The organism is Undibacterium sp. Jales W-56 (genome assembly GCF_025548535.1).
GTDB lineage: Bacteria > Pseudomonadota > Gammaproteobacteria > Burkholderiales > Burkholderiaceae_D > Undibacterium.
In genome coordinates this window covers 265,054-290,335 of sequence record NZ_JAJLQW010000002.1, presented here as the reverse complement: position 1 = coordinate 290,335, position 25,282 = coordinate 265,054, and the positions used below count along the sequence as shown (strand labels likewise).

Here is a 25,282-nt window from a genome sequence, read left to right as displayed (position 1 = left end):
CTTGGCTACCTTCATGTCTTGTCAGTACAGTGACGCCTGTTTACCTTAATACGGGGATTTCTTCGGGCTGGAATCAAAGGTTCTCAAACCGGCAACGATAAAATCGGCTGAAATATCCAGCGCCCAGGCAGCCGCAACTGCAGCCATGATGGCTTCAGGCTGCGCTGCCTTGCTCGGTTTCAGCGTTGACAAAGAAAATATGTCGATTTCTTCTGCACCGGTTGCCAGGACTACCTGGCCATCCCGTAAAAACACGGCGCGCTGATTCTGTGCGCGATGCTGGGCGATGGCATCCAATGCCGGGTTGATGCCATAGAAAATCACTTTGCCGTCGCACAGTTCCGCCAGTTCAACGACTTGCGGCTGGGCTGCGTTGAGTACCGCAACGCCGTCAGGCAACACCACATCGACCTGGGTGCGCATGACCCTGAACATCTGGTCTGCTGCATTGATATAGAACTCACCCAGGTTGGCATGACCATCCATGTCCGTCACAACCGCAACCTGACATTTATCGTAGGCCAATCCTTCAGTCAGGATCATTCTGGCATTCGTTTCAAATACCGCCGCTTCGACAGAACGATTCAATAACAGACGTTGGCTGGCCTCCCATTGCGCACAATCGGTTTTAACAACCTGACGCTGATCGAGGAACAAACCCTGGCTGCAGGCGACGCCGGTATGCTTGCCGCTGACATGAATCATGCTGGCGATCAGGCGCGCGATCAGGCTGGTGCCTTGTGAGCCGGCGACGCCGATGACCGGGATGCGGCCACTTTCTTCAGCGGCAAACAGATGCGCAATGATGGCGGTACCGACCGGTCTGGGTTTGCCTTCAGCGGGTTTTAGATGCGCCAATAAACCAGGACTGGCATTGACCTCGATGATGGCGCCGCGCTGCTCTTCCAGCGGACGTGAGATATCTTCTGCAACCAGATCGATGCCGGCGATATCCAAACCGACAACCCGTGCCGCCAGGGCGGCGGCTTCGGCGATTGACGGATGTACTTCATCGGTGACGTCGAAGGCGACATTGCCATTCGGTTGTATCAATACTTTTTGCCCGTCTAATGGCACTGAATACGCGGTAAAGCCCTGACGTTCGAGTTCCAGTATGATTTCTGCGCCGTTCTCCGGCGCCAAGGCATTCAACGGGGAATCTTCGTTAGTGCCACGGCGTGGATCGGTATTGATTTGCTCATCCACCAGCTTGATGATATTTGAGGTGCCGTCGCCGATGACCCATAAGGCCTCGCCCTTGGCCGCCGCGACCAGGCGTTTGCCGACGACTAACAGGCGATGTTCGTTGCCGGTAATGAAGCGTTCCACGATGACGCTTTGACTGTCGCCCTTGCGTGCTGCCAGATGATAGGCGGCATGCACATCGGCTTCCGTCATCAGGTTCAGCGATACGCCGCGACCATGATTGCCGTCGTAAGGTTTGACTACGACAGGGACGCCAATGTCTTCAGCGGCTTCCCATGCTTCTTCTGCGCTTTTGACCAGACTGCCTTCGGGTACCGGGACGCCGCAGGATTGTAGTAATGATTTGGTTAAATCCTTGTCGCTGGCGATGCTCTCGGCAATCGCACTGGTGCGGTCAGTCTCGGCGGTCCAGATGCGGCGCTGGGCGGCACCATAACCTAACTGAACCAGGTTGCCGTCGGTTAAGCGGATAGATGGAATCTTGCGTTCGGTCGCAGCGTCAACAATATGCGCGGTTGAAGGGCCGAGACAGAGTGAATCGACCATGTCGCGCAATTCGACCAGTCTGGCATCGAGGTCGAACGGCGTATCGTCAATGGCTGCCATCAACAGATCGCGGGCGACTGCCAGTGCCGCTTTGCCTACCTGCTCTTGCCTGGTGCGGAACGCCATTTTGTAGATGCCAATTTCAGACGTAGAGCGGGTCTGGCCGAAGCCGGTCCGCATTCCCGAGAGATTTTGCAATTCGAGCACCACGTGCTCAAGTATATGTCCGGCCCAGGTGCCTTCTTTCAGGCGCTCTAAAAAACCGCCGCGTTTGGCTTCGCTGCAACGATGCTCAACCAGGCCTGGCAACCAGGCGGTCAGCCGCTCATACAGTCCGGGGAGGGTATTCGAGGGAAAATCTTCCAGCGTTCCTATATCTAGCCAAGCTTCGATTACAGGGCGATAAGTCCAGATATTAGGTCCGCGTAAATGGGTCACACGGAGAAATTCTATGTCTTTCTTCTTCGTTATCATGTATTTGATTTCTTGATAGCAGAACGTTTTTTTCGTTCTTAAATCTCTCAGAGGCGTGTACTTGCTACTGAAATTTATATTAATACCGGGCCGTCACCATATCCGCCAGCATATCGGCGGCTAACTTCAAGCCGGGTTGCCGCCATAGTCACCTTATTGCCACCGATATATCAGCGGCTATTTCGGCGAATCTGCATTTTAACCTTGATTCAATTCGTGCTGATTCATATATAAGGTCGTTCGGGGCAAGCTCCTGAGCGAGGTTTTTTCGGACTGGATCAGGTTTGTTATAGAGCAATTTCGCAATTGCCCAGAACGCTTGCTGGTATACTTGTGCGAATTTTTCGCATTATCGTGTCAATTTTTGCATCTTCCTGGTCAGGTTTTTGTCCGAATTTTTTGTTTCGATAGAATACCGTAAATTAATGCTCTAGTGATATGTTGGATGAGTTAGTCTCGTCGTGAAAAGCATCTAATTGCCGCCATTGATGCGCTATTGATAAATTTCAGCGTCTTATTCAAGAATAATTCAATAATTTATACGAGCTGAGAGCATTCGGCCTATGAACGGTCGCATGAAGACTGCATCACGATGCCAACGATTTATTTTTTAACACTCCATTTCTTGCCATGAATCCGGGCCAGTCAAACGATGACAACACAACAATTAAGCTCTGATCCGCAAGTCGAAAATTCGCTTGCTTTGCTACCAAATTACTGGCGATCAGAGATCAAGCAGCAAGTTTCCACAGACGAGAACGTTTTAAGTGCAGTCGAGGTTGACCTTGATGCACGCCTGCATTTCGTTAAAGGGATTCTGGTCGTCACCAGTCAGCGTTTATTGGCGCGCGCGCCCGGCGCGACTGCCTGGCAAGCCTGGCATTATCAAAAGGGCTTAAAACTCCAGCATCATGATCATGCCGGCGTCGGTCATTTGGAGTTGTTCGACGACAGCGGGCGGCTGGCGAGCTGGTGTTTCACCCTCGGACAAAATCTGCTGATGATCCGCTTGATGGATCAGTTTAAAGAGCAATTGCATAGCCACGTAACAGGCATGCCGGTAGAGAAGGCCGAACAACATATTTGCCCGACCTGCAAAGCGCCGCTGGAGCCGGATCAGGACGAGTGTCCGATCTGCACCAAGGTGATTTATACCCCGCCATCGACCTGGACCTTGTTCCGCCTGTGGCGTTTTGCCCATCCGTACCGCTGGCAATTGCTGGCTGGCTTTAGTCTGATGTTGCTCGGCACGGGCGCACATATGATTCCGCGCTACCTGACCAAGCCGCTGACGGATGAAGTGCTGATCCCGTATCAAAACGGCCAGCATGTCGATCCGCATCTGGTGACTTTGTATATCGGTGGTTTGCTGGGGTCTGCGGTGCTCGCCTGGCTGCTGAGCTGGGGCAAGACGTATATCCTGGCCCTGGTGTCCGAACGTATCGGTGCCGATCTGCGCACTACGACCTATCAGCATTTGCTAAAACTATCGCTGGAGTATTTTGGTGGTAAACGCACCGGCGATCTGATGTCGCGCATCGGTAGCGAGAGCGACCGGATTTGCGTGTATCTGTCCTTGCATTTACTTGACTTCGCCACCGACGTATTGATGTTCGTGATGACCGTGGTCGCCTTATTGCAAATCAATACCAAGCTGGCCTTGGTAACGCTGCTGCCGCTGCCGATTATTGCCTGGATGATTCATCTGGTACGCGACAAGTTGCGTACCGGTTTCGAAAAAATCGACCGGGTCTGGGGCGAGGTCACGAATGTGCTGGCCGACACGATCCCCGGCATCCGCGTGGTCAAAGCCTTTGCGCAGGAAAAACGTGAAGCGCTGCGTTTCCGCGAAGCGAATAAACATAATCTGGCCGTCAACGATAAGCTGAATAAGATCTGGTCCCTGTTTTCGCCAACCGTCTCATTCTTGACCGATCTCGGGATTCTGGTGGTCTGGGCCTTCGGTATCTGGCAGGTCTCGCATAACGAAATTACGGTCGGTGCACTGGTGGCTGCAGTTGCTTTCATCAGTAATTTTTACGGTCGCATCGATTCCATGAGTCGTATCGTCTCGGTAACGCAAAAATCGGCGTCTGCAGCGAAACGTATTTTCGATATTCTCGATCATGTATCCAGCGTGCCTGATCCGCAGCAGCCGGTCAAAGTCAAGGAAGTCAAAGGTCAGATCGAATTGCGCGAAGTCGGTTTCCGTTACGGTAATCGCGCGGTGAATCGCGGCATTAATCTGTCGATACAACCTGGAGAAATGATCGGCCTGGTTGGCCATAGCGGGTCCGGCAAAAGTACGCTGGTGAATCTGATTTGCCGTTTTTATGATGTATCAGAGGGTGCGATTTTGCTCGATGGCGTGGATATCCGGTCGTTTGCGGTTTCCGATTATCGTCAGAATATTGGACTGGTATTGCAAGAGCCTTTTCTGTTTTTTGGCACGATTGCGGACAATATCGCGTATGGCAAGCCAAATGCGAGTCGGGAAGATATCGTGGCCGCCGCGCGTGCTGCCCATGCGCATGAATTCATTTTACGTTTGCCGCAAGGCTATGATTCTATGGTCGGCGAACGCGGGCAAGGACTCTCCGGTGGTGAGCGTCAGCGTATCTCGATTGCCCGTGCCTTGCTGATCGATCCGCGCATCCTGATCATGGATGAGGCCACGTCGTCGGTTGACTCCGAGACCGAAAAAGAAATCCAGAAAGCGCTCGATAACCTGGTCAAAGGCCGCACCACGATTGCGATTGCGCATCGCTTGTCGACCTTGCACAAAGCCGACAGATTGGTGGTGCTGGATCGCGGTGTGGTGGTCGAAGTCGGCAGCCATGATGATCTGATGGCGCGCGAAGGAGCGTATTTCCGTTTGTATCAGGCACAGGCCCGCAATGCCAATCTCGGTGGTGGAGAATAAGATGAGTGATCATTTTCAACTGAGCCGTAACAACTTCGGCCATCTGGTATTGGTTACCGCAACTGGCGACATCCATGACCACGTCAGTCCGGTACGTGCCTTCCCGATCCAGACGCCGCACGAAGGTATTTCCATGGTCTTGCAGGATGGACAGGAAGTCGCATGGATCGCCAGGCTCAGCGATTTGCCGGAGTCAGTGCGGATGCTGGTGAACGAGGAGCTTGAAGGGCGTGAATTCATGCCGGAGATACGGCAAATTCTCAGTGTCACGAGCTATGCCACTCCATGTACCTGGAGCGTCAAGACCGATCGCGGCGATACTGCTTTTGTATTGAAAGGGGAGGAGGATATTCGCCGTATTGGCAGAAGCTCTTTGCTGATTGCCGATAATCACGGTATTCATTTCCTGATACGAGACATGTTTGAGATAGATAAGCATAGCCGCAAAATCCTGGATCGTTTTTTGTAAATTCGTTCAAGCCAAAGCAGCAGTAGTCTCCATGAAAATTCCGCTTTCATTGAGACCACATCATTTTGGGGACAGGCAATCCCCTGCAGGAATTGCTTGAGCCATGCGATTTATTGCTATTTCCGGTATCAGTCGTTTTTATGCGGCATCGGCTCTGTCCATCTCATATTTGGTTGCTTAAATAGTCTTAGCGGAGTATAAAAACAATCACGACAAATCCTGACGAGATTCATTTTCCATCTTTAGGAAGCTCATTGTGGCTCAAGAACGCTCAATAACACTGGATGCCGAATCACAGCGCCTCGAGCGATGGTTCTTGTTGTTGGGCGAATTATCCGATTGCTTGTGGCATGCGCAGGACGTGCAATCGATACTGCACGGTTTTTGTCAGTTACTAGTCGATAAAGCCGCCTATCTTTCGGCCGATGTAACAGTCAATTTCAGTGGCGTGAACGAACAATTTTCTGCCTCCTTGGCACAAATCCCTTCTACCCAAGCGCCTTCAGCACCGGTGAGCGAACTGACGGTGGCGCTGCAATATGCCGATCAGGCAATCGGTGAATTACGCGTGCGCTCGTTCCATGACCTGACCATCGGTAGCGAGGCTTTTTCAATACTGATCCGACTGGCGGAAGAGTTATCTATCGCACTCGCCGAATTTACTCATGCAGAAGATCATCAGAATTTGCAAGAGAGCGTCGATGTATTCGCGCTGGCATTGGAGCAAAGTCCGTTCGGCGTCGTCATCACCGATGCCGCTGGCCTGTTTGAATACTGCAACGCGAGTTTTACCGCGATGTCCGGCTATACCCGGCAAGAGTTAATGCATCTTCCCGTGCTTTGGGCCAATCCAGATATCGGCGGCGCAGCAAACAAGGACGAATTGCTCGCATTACAAATCGGCCAGCACTGGCAGGGCGAAATTCTGTCTCATCATAAAGACGGTAAACCCTATTGGGAGCGGCAGATTGTCTCGCCTTTGCATGACCCTGAAGGCAGGATCACGCATCTGATCGCCGTCAAACAAGACATCAGCGACTATCGATTGCAACTGGAAAATGTAGAGCAGGCCTTGTTGCTGCGTGAGCAGGCGCTGGTATCGAGTAGCAACGGCATCATGATCACCCGCAGCGATGTCTATGATCATTCTATTGTGTATGTGAATCCGGCATTTGAACGCATCACGGGGTATGCATCCGAAGAAGTGATCGGCCGCGAAGGACGCTTCCTGGTGCGTGATGATTTGGCGCAGCCCGATCTGGAAGAAATTCGTACGGCCTTGAGAGAAAAGCGTGCAGGTAAAGCTTTACTGCGTAATTATCGTAAAAACGGTTCTCTGTTCTGGAACGAATTGCACATCGCGCCGGTGCATGATGCGGGCGGTGCGGCGACCACCCATTTTGTCAGCGTGATCAATGATGTCAGCGACCGGGTAACCTATCAGAACGAACTCGAGTATCAGGCTACCCATGACAGCCTGACCGGATTGGCGAATCGTAATTTGCTGAACGACCGGATCCAGCATGCGATCGCCTGGGCCAATCGCGAGAATCAGATAATCGCCGTCATGCTGCTCGATCTCGATCACTTTAAACTGATTAATGATGCCTCGGGCCACGGGGCGGGCGATGCCATGCTGAAAGAGGTGGCCAGGCGTCTCATGCAATGCGTGCGCGATACGGACACGGTCGCTCGTTTGGGCGGTGATGAGTTTGTCCTGATTCTGACGGACTTGCGAGAACCCGGCGACGTCGATCTGGTGGCCGAGAAAGTACTTGCCGCCCTATCTAAACCCTTCGACGTGATCGGTCAGGATGTCGTTGTTACTGCCAGTATCGGTATTTCTTTTTATCCCAGGGATGGTGATCACGGCGAAATTCTATTACGCTACGCCGACATCGCCATGTACCGGGTTAAAGAACATGGACGCAATAGCGTGCGGCAGTTTGTACCCGAAATGGGCGTCACCGCGATCAGTCGCCTGAATATGGAGGCGGCATTGCGCCGTGGCCTGGAGCGCAATGAGTTTGTCCTGCATTACCAGCCAAAAATATCCCTGGCCGAGCAAAAAATCATCGGCGCTGAAGCACTGGTACGCTGGCAGCACCCGCAAATTGGCATGATACATCCGGTCGAATTTATTCCCCTGGCGGAGCAATCCGGTTTGATTCTGCCTTTGGGGGAATGGGTGCTGGCGGAAGCCTGCCGGCAGCAGGTGCTATGGGCAAAACAAGGGCTGGCAGGCTTAAAGATCGCGATCAATATGTCCTCGCGCCAATTCAGGCAAGAGGAGCTGGCGACGAGAGTCGCATCGATATTCACCGCAACCGGTGCCGACCCGCAATTGCTGATACTGGAGCTGACCGAGAGCATGGTGATGCAGGATGTAGAGAGTACTTTGCGGACCCTGCGGGCCTTAAAAAAATTAGGCGTTTCAATTTCACTGGATGATTTTGGCACGGGTTATTCGAGCCTGTCTTATTTACGCCGTTTTCCCATCGATGAACTCAAAATCGATAAATCCTTTATTAACGATATTCACACTAACCCCGATGACGCTGCAATCGCCAGTGCGATTATTGCGATGGCGGTCAGTCTGGGATTGAACGTCGTGGCAGAAGGCGTGGAGAGAAAGGAACAGTCAGTGATGCTGACCAATATGGGATGTCATCAGGTGCAGGGTTATTATTTTGGCCGGCCAGTCGATGCCGCCAGCTTTACTAAACGCTGCCGCGAACCACTACCTCACATCGGTTCTGCATCATGAGCAAGCTTCATTGGCAGACCTGTTCTGCAACAGAATTGGCGGCATTACTGCAACAGTCGACCATGGAAAAATCCAGCGCAGTTGGTAAAACAACGGTGTATCAGGTCACGCACGAAGGCAATGAAAAATTGATTCTTTCCCTGGTCGACGGACATGTCTTGGTGGTCAAGCTAAACCAGATCAAACATCCCGGACGGCGGCTTATCGACAACGCCAAAAAATAATCTGGCGGCGCCTTTTCCCGATTTGGATAGCCTGATCGTCGCGGTCAACGCAGATTATTCAAATTCATGGATGTAAAATTTATTGACTTCCTCTTTGCCGTTTCGCATCAAGCGGATAATTTTCTCAAAACGGAAGCCGATTTTTTCCAGCAAACGAGAGGACCGTGCATTCTCCGGCGCGGTAATGGCAACCAGACGTTGCATCCCTAAAGTATGGCGTGCGTACTGCAGCACGGCGCCGGCGGCTTCGCTAGCCAAACCCTGTCCGGTATAGGTCGGTAAAAATCCGTAGCCGAGATCCACATTCGCCAAGCCGTCTCGTTTGATCAAGCCACAAATGCCGATCGGTCGTGCGTCCGGTTTCAATTCCACCAGATACAAACTAAAACCCAGACGCTCCTGCATATCCACAGGGCCCTGCACAATCGATTCTTTTGCCGCATCGATTGTGCGTATGCCTTTATCGCCAATGTTCTCGATATACGAGGGATCGTTGATCAGTTCGAGATAGAATTGGGCGTCATCGGTAGTGATGGTCCGTAAATTGAGTCGTGCGCTGGAAAGAATATGCATAGCTTGGTGCGATATCAAGTTGTTCAGTTAGCGGCATTATTTCATGCGGCGTAAATAGTAGTGAAATATTTTCGATTGTAGCAATCAATTTGATCCGGCATGATGTTGTCGAAGCCTCTCTTATTTTTATTTGGAAGATAGTCAATGAATGCCTATATTTGCGATGCAATCCGGACGCCGATCGGTCGTTATGCCGGTATCTTCAAAGAGATACGCGCCGATGATTTGGGTGCGATCCCACTGCGCGCATTGATGCAAAGACAGCCGCAGCTCGATTGGTCAAGCCTGGATGAAATCATTTTTGGATGTGCGAATCAGGCCGGCGAAGATAATCGGAATGTTGCACGTATGTCGGCTTTATTGGCCGGGCTGCCAATTACCGCCGCTGCGGCGACCATCAATCGTCTTTGCGGTTCCGGCATGGACGCGGTCGGCAGCGCTGCACGGGCGATCAAGGCTGGCGAGATTGACCTGGCGATTGCGGGCGGTGTCGAGTCGATGACGCGCGCCCCTTTCGTGATGGGTAAATCGGAGTCCGCCTTTTCCCGCACCGCGAACATCTTTGATACCACCATAGGCTGGCGGTTTATTAATCCGCATATGCGTAGCTTGTATGGCGTCGATGCGATGCCGGAGACGGCAGAAAACGTGGCGACCGATTATCGGATCAGCCGCGCCGATCAGGATGCCTTTGCCCTGGCCAGCCAGAATAAAGCGATGATCGCGCAAGCGAATGGCGTACTCGCAGAAGAAATTACTGCAGTCAGCTTGCCGCAGAAAAAAGGCGACCCGATTGTATTGACCCAAGACGAACATCCGCGTGCTACCAGCATGGAATCCTTGAGCAAACTCAAGGGCGTTGTGCGACCCGACGGCAGCGTCACGGCAGGTAATGCGTCTGGTATCAACGACGGCGCATGCGCCTTGCTGCTGGCATCCGGACGTGCCGTGCAGCAGCATGGATTGACGCCCAAAGCCCGCATCCTGGGTATGGCAACCGCCGGTGTTGCGCCGCGTGTCATGGGTATCGGTCCGGTTCCCGCGGTGCAGAAAGTATTAGCCCTGACCGGGCTGGGCCTGCCACAAATGGACTGGATAGAGCTCAATGAAGCCTTTGCGGCGCAAGGCTTGGCGGTATTGCGTCAGCTAGGCTTGCAGGACAACGATGCGCGGGTTAATCCGAATGGCGGTGCGATTGCTCTGGGGCACCCGCTGGGCATGAGCGGTGCGCGTCTGGTCACTACCGCCATGCATCAATTGCAGCGTTCAGGCGGCCGATATGCCCTGTGCACCATGTGTATTGGCGTTGGTCAAGGGATTGCCATCGTCATCGAGCGGGTGTGACGGCGACTGGCTGTGCCAGATGACGTAGTTCTCGTCCTGATTGTCTTATTTTTGCACGGATATCCCAGTTTGAATCGCGAAACAGAGAACGAATTTGTCAGAAGATGCTGACGAAATACCGGTAGCGGCGTAGTATAAAATGAAATTTCCAGAATCATTCCGCCTCGCCCCGGATAATCGTAGTTGATCGACATAGGTTCAAATTTACAATGAGTTTGCTTGCCCTGACAGAGCTGATTTTTGCAGTCATTACTTTCATTGCCGCTATCACTACCCCTAACGCATTAAGGAATCCAAGATGAACTCTTTGAAGAGCAGATTAATCGTCGTGATCGGTGTGCTGGTCACCGTGTGCACGATCCTGTTGACGATCGGCAGTTACGTCAAGATGAAGGCGCAGATCGAGAACGATCTGAATAATGAAATCCGTGGCGTAGCTTCAGGTTATAACGCGGTCTTGAGCAACTGGATACAAACTAATCTGGCGATGGTCGATAGTCTGGCGCAGGGCCTGGGCAATGGCGCTGACTTGCAGGCCAGCCTGACCATGATGCGTGCTGGCGGCAGCTTCCTGAGCGTCTATCAGGGCAAGCCCGACAAAGAATTTACCAATATTCCGCCCGACCCACCGCCAGCTGGCTACGATCCTACAGTGCGTCCCTGGTATAAAGGTGCCTTAGACGCCAAGAAGCCGATTGTTACTTCACCGTACATGGGTGTCGCGCCGCCGGGTCTGATGATCACCTTCGCTGCGCCGGTCAAAGGCGGCGAGGGCGGTGTGGTCGGTGCCGATGTGTTCCTGACTAAGATCGTTGAACAAATCCTGACCATCAAACTTGCAGGCGGCGGCTATGCGTTTTTACTCGATAAGAGCGGTCAGGTGCTGGCGCACGCAGATCAGACCAAGGTCATGAAGCCTGCCAAAGATATTTCGCCTGACCTGGCGCTTGATAATCTCGGCAACCTGAGCAAGCAAAAAGATCCTATCGTCACCCAGATCGGCGGCAAAGCCCACTTCCTGTTTTTGCAGCAAATTACCGGTTCGGATATTTATCTGGCTCTGGTGATCGATAAAAACAAGGCGCTCGAAGCACTCGATCAATTGTTCTTGATTTCAGGCATTGTGCTGTTGGTGATTTTGGCCGTGGTGTTGCCGTTATCAACCTGGCTGGTCGGTCATATGCTGAGTGGGCTGCGGCGGGTGCGCGACGCGATGTCCGAGATTGCTGCCGGCGGCGGCGACCTGAGCCGCAAGATTGAAGTCGACGGCCAGGATGAAGTCGCCCAGACGGCGCAAGCGTTTAATCAATTCATTGAGCAATTGCGGGTCATGGTGGTCGATGTGCGCAGGGCGACGGATTCTATCAGTGTCGGCGCATCGGAGATTGCGACCGGCAATATGGATTTGTCCGGACGCACCGAGCAGCAAGCCTCGTCATTGGAAGAAACTGCAGCCAGCATGGAGGAACTGACCAGTGCGGTCAGGAACAATGCCGACAATGCCCGCGAAGCGAATAAGATGGCACTGAATGCCTCGGATGTCGCGACCCAGGGCGGCGATGTGGTGGGCAAAGTGGTGAATACCATGCAGGGTATTACCGATAGCTCGAAGAAGATCGTGGACATCATCAGCGTGATTGAAGGGATCGCGTTCCAGACCAATATTCTGGCCTTGAATGCGGCGGTAGAAGCTGCCCGTGCGGGTGAGCAGGGACGCGGTTTTGCGGTGGTGGCGAGCGAGGTGCGCACGCTGGCGCAGCGCAGTGCAGCGGCTGCGCAGGAGATCAAAACCCTGATTGAGGATTCGGTCAGCAAGGTCACCGAAGGCTCGATCCTGGTGGATAAAGCCGGTACTTCGATGACGAATATCGTGGATGCGGTCAAGCAGGTTGCCGCCGTCATCAATGAAATCACGTCGGCATCGGCAGAGCAGAGCGATGGCATTCAGCAAGTCAATCTTGCGCTTGCCCATATGGACGAGGCAACCCAGCAGAATGCCGCTTTGGTCGAAGAGGCGGCGGCAGCGGCGGGTTCATTGGAGGAGCAGGTAAATCTGCTGAAAACCGCGATGTCGGCTTTCCGCATGGAGCAAGATGCTGCACCTGTTCGTAAGACACCCAGTCCTGTGAAAAAGGCCGCGAGCAAGAGCAATAAAGCGATTGCGTACGAAGAGGAATGAGTTGTCGATATTGGCGATGGCTTATGCAGTATTTAATCAAACCCGGGCTGGTCCCGGGTTTTTTATGGTCGTTATGCTTTCGGTTATGACTGATTGAGCTTCATCTTCTCTGCATTAGCGTGCGAAATATCTAAAATCGCGCTTAATCCAGATTGCCAGTCCCGTCACAAAAAACAGCAAAGGCAAGATGCCAAAACAAGTGATGAAAATGCGTCCTGCCAAACCGAAGGCTGCGCCGCTATGAAGCGGGAACAGCCAGTTCAACAGCGTGTCTCCGGCCTGCGCCCGCAGCGGATCTTGGACCCGCAAGACTCTGCCGTCGCCGGAATCGATGCTGATACGCGTCGCGCCGTCTCCGTCACGAATTTCACCAAACTGGCGCAATCTCACTTCATAGGGCGCAGATGGCAGGGTGGGCAATGCAAGACGCGATACCCGCGCCTGCGGAAATATAGACAGGGCTGACGATACCGCTTGTGCCGGAGAAATCTGTGATTGCTGTACGCTGCTGCGGTTAAGTGTTTTAACTGCAGGTGTAACGCTGGCCACTGCATTGACTGCAGGAACTATCCATGTCGGCAGGTTAAAGTAACATCCGGAAAAACCCAGCACCAACAGCACCGGTGCGGCAAAAAAACCGGCGGCCCTGTGCAGGCGAAAATGAAAGCGCGGCCAGGAGCCGCCATGCGAGACGGTAATCGCCTGCCAGATGGCTTTTCGACGCATTTTGGGCCACCACAAGATAATTCCGCTCATCGCCGTCAATACCAAGATCAGGCCCGACACACCGATGACAGTCTTGCCGACTTCGCCTGCAACCAGATAACGGTGCAAGTGGAATATGGTCGGCATCAACAGCCGCCGCGACAGGCCAAGTTCACCCCAGTTGCGCTCTCCGGTCACGGCCAGCGTGACCGGATCAAGCATCACCTGGCGCATGACTTCCTGCGTCAACGGAGCAGTGGTCGACGCCGTCTTGGGCCGGTACCAGGCGACAACGACGCTGCCTGCATGTTCGGGAAAAACCAGCATGGATGGTCGGCCATAACGAGGATTGGCGCTTAACGTATCCGACATAGTCTGAATGTCGGTGGGGCTGAATCTGATTGGCGCGCCAACAGCCAGACCCGATGGCGACGACGCCTGCAACAGATCGGGGTTTAGCATATGGTCCAGTTCGTGCCGCCAGGCGATGGCGCTGCCGGTCAGGCCGAGTATGACAAACACCATCCCGAACAGCAAACCTATCCATAGATGCAGCTTGCGACTAATAAATTTGATACGTGGTATGCGAGCGAGATGTTTGATCATTAGAAAGCAGGAAGGTGAATGGTGGGGGCAGCGACAACACTGCGCCCACCACTAATTAGCCAGATGCGGTGATTAGAAACGGTAGCGCGCCGTCACCAGTACCGAACGCGGTTCTCCCGGCATGTTGTAGTCGTTGGCGCCGCTATGGGCGGCCACATAGTATTTCCGGTTCAGCAGGTTTTTCAGCATCACGCTGACGTCGAATTTTTTCGCGGCATAACCGGCGCCGACGTGGATCACGCCGTAACCGGGCAGTACCGTCAAGTCATCCGGCGAGGCAAAACGCGCCGATTCGGCCCGTCCGCCGGCGGCGACATAATAGCCGTCGTAAGCGCCGCTGAACTTGCGCTTGAGCCACAGATTGAAACTATGCTTGGGCGTCAGCGCCGCGGTTTTCCCACGGAAGGGCGAGCCGGTAGACGTGCGTTCGGTCGATTCGACGATCTTGCCGTCCATGTAGGCGTAACCGCTGATCAGTTCCCACTGCGGCGCGATTTCGCCGGTAAAGCTCAGTTCCACGCCGCGGGTGCGCTGCTTGCCGACCGGCAGCGAGTAGCTGCTATTGGCCGGATCGGCTACCTGGATGTTAGTTTGCGACATCTCGAATAGGGCAGCCGTCAGGCTGGCCTTGGCGGCAACATCCAGCTTGACGCCGACTTCATGATTGACGGTCTGGGTCGGCTTCATCTGGTCGCTGTTGGCGCGGAAGCTGAAAGAATCGGCCAGCGGCTGGAAGGACTTGCTGTACGCCGCATACAGCGAAAACTGCTCGGTGGGCTGGTAGATCAGGCCGACCCGCGGCGCCAGGGTATTGTCGGTGCGCTGCAGATCCAGGTTGCGCGCGGTCCTGTCGTCCCTTTGCTGCTTCAGGTGGTCGTAGCGCAGGCCGCCCAATACTTTCCAGTTAGAATCGAGGGTGGCCAGGTCTTGCAGATACACTGCGGCGATGTCGACCCGGTTCTTGTTGTCGTTGCCGGCCGTCAGGCTGGCCGGCAACGGCGGCAGCTTGACCAGGACCGGGTTGAGCAGATTGTAGGTGGCGACATTGCTGCGCGACCACAGCAATTCGCTCTTGTCCTGCTGACCGAGTTCCACGCCGTACAGTATCTGGTGGCGGGTAGCGCCCCACTGCAGTTTCTGGCTCAACTCGTTTTGCAGGTAGACGCCGCGCTCGTCACGCAAGCGGCGCGCCTGGGCGATGCTGACCGTCGGTATCGCGCCGCTGGAGACGCTGCCTATGGTCGTATAGTTTCGGTCCAGCGAATAGTCGTAGGCACGCAGCACGCTGTGCAGGCTCAGCGTATCGCTGAACGCATGGTCCAGCGTGGCGGTGCCGCTGCTGACTTCAGACTGCACATAGGCACGGTCGCGTCCGTTGGCGGCGCCGAAATAGGTTTCTATGGGCACGTCGACCGGACGTCCCTTGTAGCTGGGCACACCCTGATCGGCCAGCCGTTTGTCTTTCAGGTAATCCGCCTGCACGGTCAGCCTGGTTCCCGGCTGCAGCAGGAATGAGGCGGACGGTGCAACAGCTTGTCTTTCCAGGAAATACTGGTTGCGGAAGTTGCGGGAGTCTTCCAGCGCGCCGGTCAGGCGGAACTGCATCTGCTTATCCTGGCTGGCTGTGCCGATATCGAACTCACCGCGTTTCTGGCCTTCGGAACCGAGTGTGGCGGCTACTTCCGCCACCGGGTTGGCGTTCGGTTTCTTGCTGACGCGATTAATCAGGCCGCCGGCAGAACCGCGTCCGTACAGCACCGAACCCGGCCCCTTCAACACCTCGATACGGTCGATATTGGACAGGTCGCGGAAATACAAGGCGTCGTCGCGGACGCCGTCGATAAATTGATCGCTGATCGCGGTAAAGCCGCGGATGGCGACCTGGTCGCGCTGGCCGTCGCCCACGCTGAAACTCAGGCCCGCAACGTTTTGCAGCACATCCTGAACCGACAGCGCATTCTGGTCGCGCATCACCACCTTCGGCACCACGTTGACGATCTGCGGCACATTGCGCAATTGCGTCGCCACCTTGGTCGCGGTAGCCGATTCCGTCACCTCATACTTGTCTGCCGGCTGGGCGCTCTCTTTGATCACGACTTCCGGCAAGGCGGTCTGGGCTTGCACACTGTGCGCCAGCAGTGCAGTAGCGGCGGCGCCACCCGCCAGGCAGGCCATTTTCTTCAGTTTCAACTTCATGATTTCTCTCTTTTGGTTTTAAAATTTTTATGACATTGGATTCAGCATGGAATCCAACACCAAGTTGCGACGTAATTTGCGACGTATTAAGCGCAGCGCAATTGCCGTGACGGCATACGCCGCGACCACCGGCCAGAACAGGTAAGGCGCAGGCAGGCAGGCAAGCGCCAGAGCGCCTGCGGCTATGCCAAGCAAGGCGCCGGCTTTGGCTGCGCTATTGCCGGCGGCCAGCACCAAGCCCTGATGCCGGGCGTCGGCCTGGCGCGACAGCAGTCCATAGAAGACCGGCAGCAGGGCGGCAAGGCAAACGCCCCATAGCAGCCGGGCCAGCACAAACAAGACGACATCCCGACTGATCGCCTGTATCGCAACGACGCCGACACACAGCCAGCAAATCCACTCCACTTCGCGCAATATGTCGTTGCGGGTCCGGTCCCCAAAGCGCTTGGCCCATAGCGGAGCAGCCATGCATAAACCCAGCGCCGTGGCGCCATAGCACAGACCGGTCATCCAGGAAGGCGCCGACAACACTTGCTCGGCGAACAAGCCGAAGAAAGCCTGCGGCATCATCTTGCCGGTCTGGATCAGCACGATCGCAAGCAGCAGCCCGTACAGCGGCGACAACACCGGGGGAACCCGATTGCCTTCTTGCCGTTGCAGCGTTCGAGGCACCGCCGTGATCGTAGGCAACCCCAGCCAGGCAACAAACGCGCAGGCGACACAAATCGCAGCAGCAATCAAATTGACCACGCTAAAACCCTGCGTGTCATACCACCAGCCCCCGAGCATGGGGCCGAGCACCGAGCCAATCGCCGTAGCAACCTGCAGGCGCGCCATTAAAGCGCCGCGTTGCGGAGCAGCGACCAGGTTGGCACCGTAAGCCTGGGCGCTGGCAATGAAACCGGCCAGTGCTCCCTGCGTCAGCCGCGCCGCCAGAATGGCGGCGGTATCTTCGGTACAGCCTATCCAAAGCTGGGTCAGCGCCAGCGCCACCAAGGCGCGCAGCAGCATGGGCTTGTGGCCGACCCGATCGCCGAGCCGGCCCCACAGCGGCGTAAAAATCATTGCCATTACCACAGGGCCGGCATATGCGACGCTACTGGCCCAGGCCAGCGTTGTGGGCGTGAGCTGCCCCAACTGGCGCAAATGCAGCGGCCAGAACGGTGCGCTCATTTCCATTGCGCCCATGGACAACAGCTGGATCAGGAACAGCCTGTGCAAGGCTCCGTCATTCCGACGATGGGCAGCGGAACCGTCACTCACTTTGCCGGATCTGCCAGCGGATTAGGCATGCAGCCGTGCACGTCATCGGACGTATCCGATAAACGCATCTTCAGGAAAGCCTTTGCCGGCCAGGCAGATTCCAGCACAGCCCGGCGTTCCGTTTCCCAACGCTGTGCGTCGGTACGGTCGCGGAGGAGTTCAAAAACCTTGACTGTGGACTGTCGCAGCACGTCCCAGAAACCGGCCTCGGGACAGCGGTAACTGCATGCCAGCAGTAAGCCAAGTTCGGCAAGATGACATAGCATGGTTGCATGCAATAGCTTGTCGCGAACCGGTTCATCGGCTTCAAATACACTGTGGCCGGGCCGATAGGCATCCAAAGTTAAGCCCGCTCGGCGCAGGCTGGGACCGTGGATACGCAAGTCGCCAAAATCGCGCACCAACAGTTTTACAGGTTCATAGCTGGAGTTCAGCATGATGAAACTATTTTGCTGGTGTGCTTCAAACGCGATGCCGTACAAAAGATAGGCGCTCAGGGCGGCGGTCAGCACCGTGTCTACATAACACTGATAAAACTGCAATGCGCCGTGGCCATGGTCACCGTAGCGCAGCGCAACCAGTTCCGTTACCAGGGCGCGCCCATCGACAGGCGAGTCGGCAAACAGAGATCCTGCAGGTATCGGAAAGAGCGTGGCGCTGCGCTTCTGCATCGGATTGCTGCGAAACAGCACGGATAAGTGCCGGGCGCGATCATCGTCCGGGTCGGCATAGTAGAGGCCGATATCTTCACCCACGATATCCAGCGTACTATCGAATCCGCCCTCGGCGGCGATGATGCTGTTTAACATGCTGGTCAGGCGCGGCCCCATCACGGCCGACTTGGGCGATACGGTGCGCTGTACGCTGGTCAGCCGCAACGATACCGGCAATTTAAAATGCGGCAATAGCGGTGAGCCGTCCGGCACGACGGTTCGGAAGGACATGGTGGGCGAAGCGCTGAGCGCGACTTCAGCCAACAGAAATAGATCGCCTTGGACGATTTCTGCGGCGAATTTTTCCGGAATCAGACGGGATGCCTGGTAAGGGTGGACCGGCAGCGGCAGCCAGTCTTCCGGGTCCTGTTGGCGCTGGCGCAGCGCATGCTCCCAAGCCTGCATTGCTTGCGGAAAGATGGCTGCAAACCAGGAACGATAGTCGCAGCCTTCCTGCGCCACGGCAATATGCGCCTTGCTAGCCCGGATCGCCGCTAACGACACTGCTACTACCGGCTTGAATTCGGGCGACATTGCCATCACTTCCTGGGTGCTCAAGCCCAGTTTGGTTTTGTAACCGGGGTGCCAGGGATGGCCAAGCGTGCCCCATTGCTCCAGCAACAGCGCAGGATTGGCATATTGCTCCGGCGATGCATGCATCAGCATCGCAATCAGGCCGGACTGGCCGCTGGCTTTGATGGACTCGCTGAGTTCCTGCGCCCATTGATCGCGATAGCTCAGGCAAAGCGCGTCATTCTCAGTGCTGTTGTCCAGTTCACGTATCAGGCGCTGAATAGCATCGGGGGAGGCGGCGCATGGCAGCGCATCGGCCACGAACGCGATCAGTGCGGAAGAGGTCGAGAGCGCGCGCGGGCGTTCGCCGCTTTTGTGACATGAGACTGGCCCAGCCAAATCGCAATTGCCGATTCGGCCCAGATGCAAGCCCTCAAAGCGCAACATCGATTGCTGCGACCATAACGGCAGCCAGGAAATTGCCCCTTCGCTGATCAAATGTTCCGCGTTCAACAGCTTTTCCCGGAACAGTGCTTGTAGCGTTCTCTGCAAGCCGCGTTTGCGCGCTGCCGTTGTGCAAAATGCCGCAGCCAAGGGAGGTTGTGGGTAATCCGTCGCTTCCAGAGATTTCAAGATCGCATTCATGTTTTACCTTTTCAACAATGGGAATTAATTTTACTGTAAACGATAATGATTCGCAATACGATTTGCGAATAAAAATTTACAAATAGTTGATGCCAATACTGGAGTTGATGAGCGGGAGAAAGAAATTGGTATCAAGACACAGGTCTTGTGGGCGACCTGTCGGGTGTGCAAGTGGCTCTCTATGGCGAGCAAGGATTGGTCGGCAACTCACTGGCAACCATTTGGCAGTTGCAGCGATTGGTACTCCTCCCAATTTTACAAATCTTGATAGCGATGATCGATATCTACTTGTTGATGGCGGAACGTTTCCTTCGATTAGCTGGTTGTATTTATTGACAACCGCTGGCATGAAGAATTCAAACTAATTTCCCAAGTGTAATCAGCCATGACTACAAGGTAAAATGCTCACAAATTAACAAACCCTAAGTAAAACACCCTATGAAACTCGCTACCCTGAAAGATGGTTCCCGTGACGGTCAACTGATGATCGTTTCGCGCGATTTAAAAACCGCCATGATGGCCGACGCGATGGCGCCGACTTTGCAGCGCGCACTGGATGACTGGAATTTTATCGGACCGCAATTGCAACAGGCGTATGAGCGCCTGAATACAGGCAGGGCAAGCAATGCCTTTGACTTCGACCCGGCCAAATGCATGGCGCCGTTGCCCCGGGCTTTTCAATGGGCCGACGGTTCCTCGTATGTGAATCATGTGGAACTGGTGCGCAAGGCGCGCAATGCCGATATGCCGGACAGTTTCTGGCATGATCCGCTGATGTATCAGGGTGGCAGCGATGATTTTATCGGGCCGCGAGACGATATCGAATTGGGCTCGGAAGAGTGGGGCATCGACTTCGAAAGCGAGATCGCCGTCATCACCGGCGACGTGCCGATGGGCGTCAAGGTACAGCATGCCGCTGAGTATATTCGCCTGTTGATGCTGGTGAATGATGTGTCCTTGCGCAATCTGATCCCGGCGGAGCTGGCTAAAGGCTTTGGCTTTTTTCAATCCAAACCGGCATCGAGTTTTTCGCCGGTTGCAGTGACGCCGGATGAACTGGGCGATGCCTGGAAGGATGGCAAAGTCCATCTGCCGTTGCGCTCGACCTGGAACGGCAATCTGGTCGGCCAGCCCAATGCGGGTGTCGATATGGTGTTCTCATTCCCGCAATTGATCACGCATTTATGCAAGACCCGCAACGCCCGCGCCGGCACGATTATCGGTTCGGGTACGGTGTCGAACAAGGATGCGGCCAAAGGCTATAGCTGCATCGCTGAACAACGTGCGCTGGAGATGATCGCACATGGCGAAGCGACCACTTCCTTCATGAAATTCGGCGATAACATCAAGATCGAGATGCTGGATAAAAACGGCAAATCGATTTTTGGCGCGATTGACCAGAGCGTGGTTGAGATTGCCAGATAGTCGTTTTGGGCGAATGCGCAGCGCGTGTTATTGAGGTGATGAAGTGATGCAACGATGAAGTGGAATAATACGCTGAAACAGATAAGGGGAAATATACTCCCCTTATTTTTTTATAAAACAGGCTTTATCCGCGCTTTTCTGTTGTGTAGCAAAAATATACTGCGTCCCAGTATATAAATTGCTCAAGATAATTCTATTGTCGTCCCAGCTGGAAGAACACGTTTCTGGCACCTGCCGGTCCGGCTGCAACACCTAAATAAATCGGTCCCAGGAAACTATTGAATCCGGCAAACAAACTGGCACTCTTGCGCAGGGATGACAGCGAGATTTCATTCTTGGTGTTCCAGACATTGCCTGCTTCCAGCGAAGTGCCGAGGAACAGACTTTGTCCCGCCAGATCGAATTTCACTGCACGCAGCAGATAGGTCGCGCTGCCGTACAGCATGTAATTGCCGGCAAACTGATCTGGCTGATAGGCCGATAGCTGTTGAAATCCGCCCAGAGTGGCGCCTATGCCACGGATCTCGGTGTCATTTTGAAACAGACCGGAACCGCTGAATTTCAAGTTGATACTGTGATTGTCGATACTTTGCGCCCACACGCTGTTGAACGACAATTCTTGAAAATTGGTACGCGTCTTATCGACGCCGGCAAACAGGTTGCTGCCCAATTTATAGCCGTAACGGGGGAAGGCCGGATCGCTTAACTGATCGATGACGAAGGAGGTTTTAAGCCCGACCTGCTGCAGATCCGCACTTGGCAAGGCGGTCGGGATAAGCGTGCCATTGTCGCCTGCCAGCAATAAACCGCCGAGTTTCGGTCGCACGCGATAATGATTGACAGCCAGCCCCACCCGCGCTTCTCCCAAGCTACTTTGCTCGCCTAAGGGGAACGCCAGATCGATGCCGGCCTGGTCGGAGCGGAAATTATATTCGGCAATCCGGGTATCGCCATTGTAAAAATTCCGGGTATTTTGCCCCAGTTCCAGATACGGCGCGACGAACATGCCTTCGCGTTCGAACAAGGGCTGGCGCAGCTCAGTGCGCAGGCGAATCACATTGCCGAATTCGACATCGTTACGCCATTCCAGGCCGCTGTCAGTCAACCAGGGACGGCGATGACCCACCTGCAGGCGGAATCCGCCGGTACCTTCAAAGCCACTGGATAAAGCCAGTCCAAAGCGTAAAAAATGCGGTCCCCAATTTCGCCCTTTGGCATTGATGCGCACGCCGTATTCGCCATCGCGCTGGATCAGTTCATGATTGATGCTGTCGTACTCGCGTGAGATATTCATGACGGCGAGTTTGCGATTGATTTCTTCAGCATCGTATTTACTGCCTTTTTGTATCGAAATCTGGCGTCGGATATCGCTCTCAGGAATCAGGCCATTGCTTTCTATATCGATAAAACCGATGTCAATACTCGGCAGTTGCGGACGCAGGCGGGCTTGCTGTCTGGCGACATACAGATGCGGCGGCAGGCTGAGCGCGATCAATTTGTCTTGTATGCCTTGCGCTGCTACCTGGCCGATCGCCGATGCTTCAGAGGCGCGTCCAAAATCCATAAAACTGATGGTGCCGAGATCCGGTTCGATCAGAATATCGGGCGGATGCAACGACGCTTTTTGCGCTTCGACGTTTTGTTCGGTGAGAATATTCACCATTTGCTGACTGACATTAAACAGCGATTGCAATTTGTCGCGCGGTAGCAGCGGCGTGCCGATATTCACGGCAATCACGATGTCGGCACCCATGCTGCGCGCGATATCGACGGGCAGGTTGCGCACCAGGCCGCCATCGGTCAACAGACGGCCATTCACCTCGATTGGTGCAAACACTCCCGGCGCCGCCATGCTGGCACGGATCGCAGTATGCAAAGGGCCTTGATCGAACACCACCATTTTGCCATTCTCCAGATCGGTGGCGACCGCACGGAACGGAATCGGCAGACGGTCGAATTTGATGTCGGGCTGAATATGAATCGTCCAGTTTTGCAGCAGTTCCAGAAATTGCGTGGCCTGCACCGCGCCGGTGGGAAGCCGCACCCCGCTGGCGCTCAGCCCCAGGGTTGCGCCCAGCGGATACTGGGTATCCTCCTCGCGTATCGCTTGCGGCAGCATGCGGCGCTCGACCCGATCCAGCGCGACGTCATTGAGTTTGAGAGCTTCTAATTTTTGCTCAATTTCTGTGGCCGATAAACCCGCCGCGTATAAGCCGCCAACTACCGCACCCATGCTAGTGCCGGCGATGCAGTCAACCGGCACATTCAGTGCTTCCAGGGTTTTTAAAATACCGACATGGGCAAAGCCGCGCGCGCCGCCGCCGGACAAGGCCAGGCAAATCTTAGGTGCTCTGCCGTCGGGCTTGTGCACCGTCAGGCGTTCCGCCTGGGCGCTGCCCGTGAATACAGCAGAGAGACCGACGAAGAGGCTGAGCAGCAGAGGGGAATATTGGTGCATTAGACGCATAACGATAAGGGGATCTATCTAAGAATGAGACTGAATTCTGGAAAGTGGTCGCGGTGGCCGTTATAACACGATATGCACGATAAACATGATAAGCGAGCTTCGCAGGTCTTTCCTCAGGGGGAAATCTGCATTAATGCCGAACCGCCGTGATTAGAATGTATACTAGGGGCAGTTGGCAAGTTTGTAAAAATCAAAGCAAGCTGTTGTCTGCAAAATGATTCAACCGACCCAAGTACCAGGATTTTTGCCAGATTGCGCAAAAAATTAATCCGATACACCAAGGCTAATCCATGAACCTACACCAATTGCGCTTTGTTCGCGAAGCTGTGCGGCAAAATTTTAACCTCACCGAGGCTGCCAAAGCGCTGTTCACTTCTCAACCCGGCGTGTCTAAAGCGATTATCGAGCTGGAAGAAGAATTGGGCGTCGATATCTTCACTCGCCACGGCAAGCGCATACGCGGCCTGACCGAACCGGGCCGTGCGGTGTTGAAATCGGTCGAACTGATTATGCAAGAGATCGAGGGACTCAAACGCATAGGCAAAGAATATGCCGCCCAGGATACCGGCAGTTTCACCATTGCGACTACCCACACGCAAGCGCGTTATGCCTTGCCAAAAGTGGTGCAGGCTTTCATGCAAAAATATCCGAAAGTCAGGCTTTCGCTATTGCAAGGCAATCCGAAACAAATCGCCGAGATGGTGATGCGCGATCAGGCCGATCTGGCGATTGCGACCGAGGCGATTGCCGGCATCGATGGCTTGATTTCCCTGCCATGCTATCAATGGGAGCATGTGGTCGTGGTACCGCCCGATCATCCTCTGCTGAAGAGCAAGAGCATTACTCTCGAAGAGATTGCGCATTATCCGCTGATCACTTACGACAGCGCATTTGCCGGGCGTACCAAGATCGACCATGCATTTGAGATCCGTAATTTAAAGCCGGATATATTGCTGGAAGCGATCGACGCCGACGTGATTAAAACCTATGTGGAGCTGGGCATGGGCGTCGGCATCATTGCAGGCATGGCGTTTGATGCCGAGCGCGATAAGGATTTACGCTCTATTCCGGTCGGTCATTTATTCGGTATGAATGTATCGCGCGTGGCAGTCAAGCAGGGCGCCTATTTGCGCAGCTATATTTACACTTTCATAGAGTTGATGACGCCGACGCTGAACCGCAAGCTCATCGATCAGGTCATGCAGGGCGGTAAGGATACCTACGATTTATGAGCATGCAGCCGCTGGCAGATTGGCCGCTGGCAGAGCGTCGCCAGATAGGCGGCATATTGACCGATATCGACGATACTTTGACGACGCATGGCAGGCTCAGTGCTGAAGTGCTCGATGCAGTGCAGCGGGCACAGCAGAACGGATTGAAGATCATTGCAGTGACCGGCAGGCCGACTTACTGGACTTTGCCTTTGCTGCGCTTGTGCGGCTTTGATGCAGTCATTGCGGAGAACGGCGCGAGTGCATTTTGGCTGGATCAACAAGGACAATTACAGTCGATGTGGTATGCCGATGCCACAACTCGCCAGGAACATCGACAGCAGTTGCAGGCATTTGCCGGCGTGATGAGCGAGCATTTTCCGCAGGTACAAGTGGCAGACGATGCAGCTATGCGGGTCGGCGATCTGGCATTCGATATCGCTGAACATATTCCCCCTTTGTCGGCCGGAGAATTGGCTCAGGTGGCTGATCTGATCCGGGATTATGGATTCTTTGCCACGACCAGCAGTATCCACGCACATGCATCGGTGACTTACTTTTCCAAACAAAGTATGAGTCAGCGCGTATTGCAAGAGGTGTTCGGGATTGCGGATGAACAGGCGCGCCGGAGCTATGTCTTTGTCGGCGACTCTGCTAACGACGCGAGCATGTTTGCGCATTATCCTTATTCAGTCGGCGTGGCGAATATACGCTTATTTCTGGATCGCTTTGATGCGCATCCCCGATATGTTACCCGGCAGAGTTACGGAGCCGGTTTTGTAGAATTAGTGGCTACGCTGATCGCGTATCCTGGTTAAAAACGCAGCGAATCA

16 protein-coding genes are annotated in these 25,282 nt (G+C 54.4%); 9 read left to right on the top strand and 7 right to left on the bottom strand.

Features of this window, described 5'->3' with window-relative positions:
* Window positions 1-45 precede the first annotated feature (45 nt).
* Entirely contained in the window at window positions 46-2,223 is a 2,178-nt protein-coding gene (gene cphA, locus LPB67_RS07245; RefSeq protein WP_262836835.1) for a cyanophycin synthetase, read from the bottom strand.
* Between the two features lie 655 nt (window positions 2,224-2,878).
* Here cphA and LPB67_RS07240 point away from each other — a divergent pair.
* From LPB67_RS07240 to LPB67_RS07225, 4 genes are all read left to right on the top strand, one after another.
* Window positions 2,879-5,149 carry an ABC transporter ATP-binding protein gene (locus LPB67_RS07240; RefSeq protein ID WP_262836451.1) on the top strand — a complete coding sequence of 757 codons (2,271 nt, stop codon included), beginning with the start codon at window positions 2,879-2,881 and terminating at the stop codon, window positions 5,147-5,149.
* A 1-nt stretch (window position 5,150) separates the two neighbouring features.
* A complete protein-coding gene (locus LPB67_RS07235; protein ID WP_262836450.1) occupies window positions 5,151-5,618 on the top strand; it encodes a DUF1854 domain-containing protein in 468 nt (155 codons plus the stop codon).
* Window positions 5,619-5,874: 256 nt separating this feature from the next.
* Entirely contained in the window at window positions 5,875-8,385 is a 2,511-nt protein-coding gene (locus LPB67_RS07230) for a putative bifunctional diguanylate cyclase/phosphodiesterase (protein ID WP_262836449.1), read from the top strand.
* Entirely contained in the window at window positions 8,382-8,609 is a 228-nt protein-coding gene (locus LPB67_RS07225) for a hypothetical protein (RefSeq protein ID WP_262836448.1), read from the top strand. Before LPB67_RS07230 ends, LPB67_RS07225 begins: the two co-directional genes overlap by 4 nt.
* A 54-nt stretch (window positions 8,610-8,663) precedes the next feature.
* On the opposite strand, the gene LPB67_RS07220 is transcribed toward LPB67_RS07225, so the two are convergent.
* Window positions 8,664-9,182, bottom strand: a complete 519-nt coding sequence (locus LPB67_RS07220; RefSeq protein ID WP_262836447.1) for a GNAT family N-acetyltransferase — start codon at window positions 9,180-9,182, stop codon at window positions 8,664-8,666.
* Between the two features lie 144 nt (window positions 9,183-9,326).
* Between LPB67_RS07220 and pcaF the strand changes: the two genes are divergently transcribed.
* Together pcaF and LPB67_RS19095 are read left to right on the top strand one after the other, a co-directional pair.
* Entirely contained in the window at window positions 9,327-10,526 is a 1,200-nt protein-coding gene (pcaF, locus tag LPB67_RS07215) for a 3-oxoadipyl-CoA thiolase (protein ID WP_262836439.1), read from the top strand.
* A 298-nt stretch (window positions 10,527-10,824) separates the two neighbouring features.
* Window positions 10,825-12,705: a methyl-accepting chemotaxis protein gene (locus tag LPB67_RS19095; protein ID WP_316685140.1), complete on the top strand. Its 1,881-nt coding sequence runs from the start codon at window positions 10,825-10,827 to the stop codon at window positions 12,703-12,705.
* Between the two features lie 114 nt (window positions 12,706-12,819).
* On the opposite strand, the gene LPB67_RS07200 is transcribed toward LPB67_RS19095, so the two are convergent.
* The 4 genes from LPB67_RS07200 to LPB67_RS07185 all read right to left on the bottom strand — a co-directional run bounded on the left by LPB67_RS07200 (window position 12,820) and on the right by LPB67_RS07185 (window position 19,346).
* On the bottom strand, window positions 12,820-14,016 hold the full coding sequence (locus LPB67_RS07200) for a PepSY-associated TM helix domain-containing protein (RefSeq protein ID WP_262836438.1): 1,197 nt from the start codon (window positions 14,014-14,016) through the stop codon (window positions 12,820-12,822).
* Between the two features lie 72 nt (window positions 14,017-14,088).
* Window positions 14,089-16,212, bottom strand: coding sequence for a TonB-dependent receptor (locus tag LPB67_RS07195; protein ID WP_262836437.1), 2,124 nt, complete (start codon window positions 16,210-16,212; stop codon window positions 14,089-14,091).
* Window positions 16,213-16,239: 27 nt separating this feature from the next.
* Window positions 16,240-17,475, bottom strand: coding sequence for an MFS transporter (locus LPB67_RS07190; RefSeq protein WP_262836436.1), 1,236 nt, complete (start codon window positions 17,473-17,475; stop codon window positions 16,240-16,242).
* Window positions 17,472-19,346 carry an IucA/IucC family protein gene (locus LPB67_RS07185; RefSeq protein WP_262836435.1) on the bottom strand — a complete coding sequence of 625 codons (1,875 nt, stop codon included), beginning with the start codon at window positions 19,344-19,346 and terminating at the stop codon, window positions 17,472-17,474. Before LPB67_RS07185 ends, LPB67_RS07190 begins: the two co-directional genes overlap by 4 nt.
* Before the next feature lie 438 nt (window positions 19,347-19,784).
* On the opposite strand from LPB67_RS07185, the gene LPB67_RS07180 reads away from it, so the two are divergent.
* A complete protein-coding gene (locus tag LPB67_RS07180; protein WP_262836434.1) occupies window positions 19,785-20,771 on the top strand; it encodes a fumarylacetoacetate hydrolase family protein in 987 nt (328 codons plus the stop codon).
* 193 nt (window positions 20,772-20,964) lie between these two features.
* On the opposite strand, the gene LPB67_RS07175 is transcribed toward LPB67_RS07180, so the two are convergent.
* Window positions 20,965-23,229, bottom strand: coding sequence for a patatin-like phospholipase family protein (locus LPB67_RS07175; RefSeq protein WP_262836433.1), 2,265 nt, complete (start codon window positions 23,227-23,229; stop codon window positions 20,965-20,967).
* A gap of 299 nt (window positions 23,230-23,528) precedes the next feature.
* On the opposite strand from LPB67_RS07175, the gene LPB67_RS07170 reads away from it, so the two are divergent.
* Both LPB67_RS07170 and LPB67_RS07165 read left to right on the top strand, forming a co-directional pair.
* Window positions 23,529-24,470, top strand: a complete 942-nt coding sequence (locus LPB67_RS07170; protein ID WP_262836432.1) for a CysB family HTH-type transcriptional regulator — start codon at window positions 23,529-23,531, stop codon at window positions 24,468-24,470.
* On the top strand, window positions 24,467-25,267 hold the full coding sequence (locus LPB67_RS07165) for an HAD family hydrolase (protein ID WP_262836431.1): 801 nt from the start codon (window positions 24,467-24,469) through the stop codon (window positions 25,265-25,267). Before LPB67_RS07170 ends, LPB67_RS07165 begins: the two co-directional genes overlap by 4 nt.
* Window positions 25,268-25,282 lie beyond the last annotated feature (15 nt).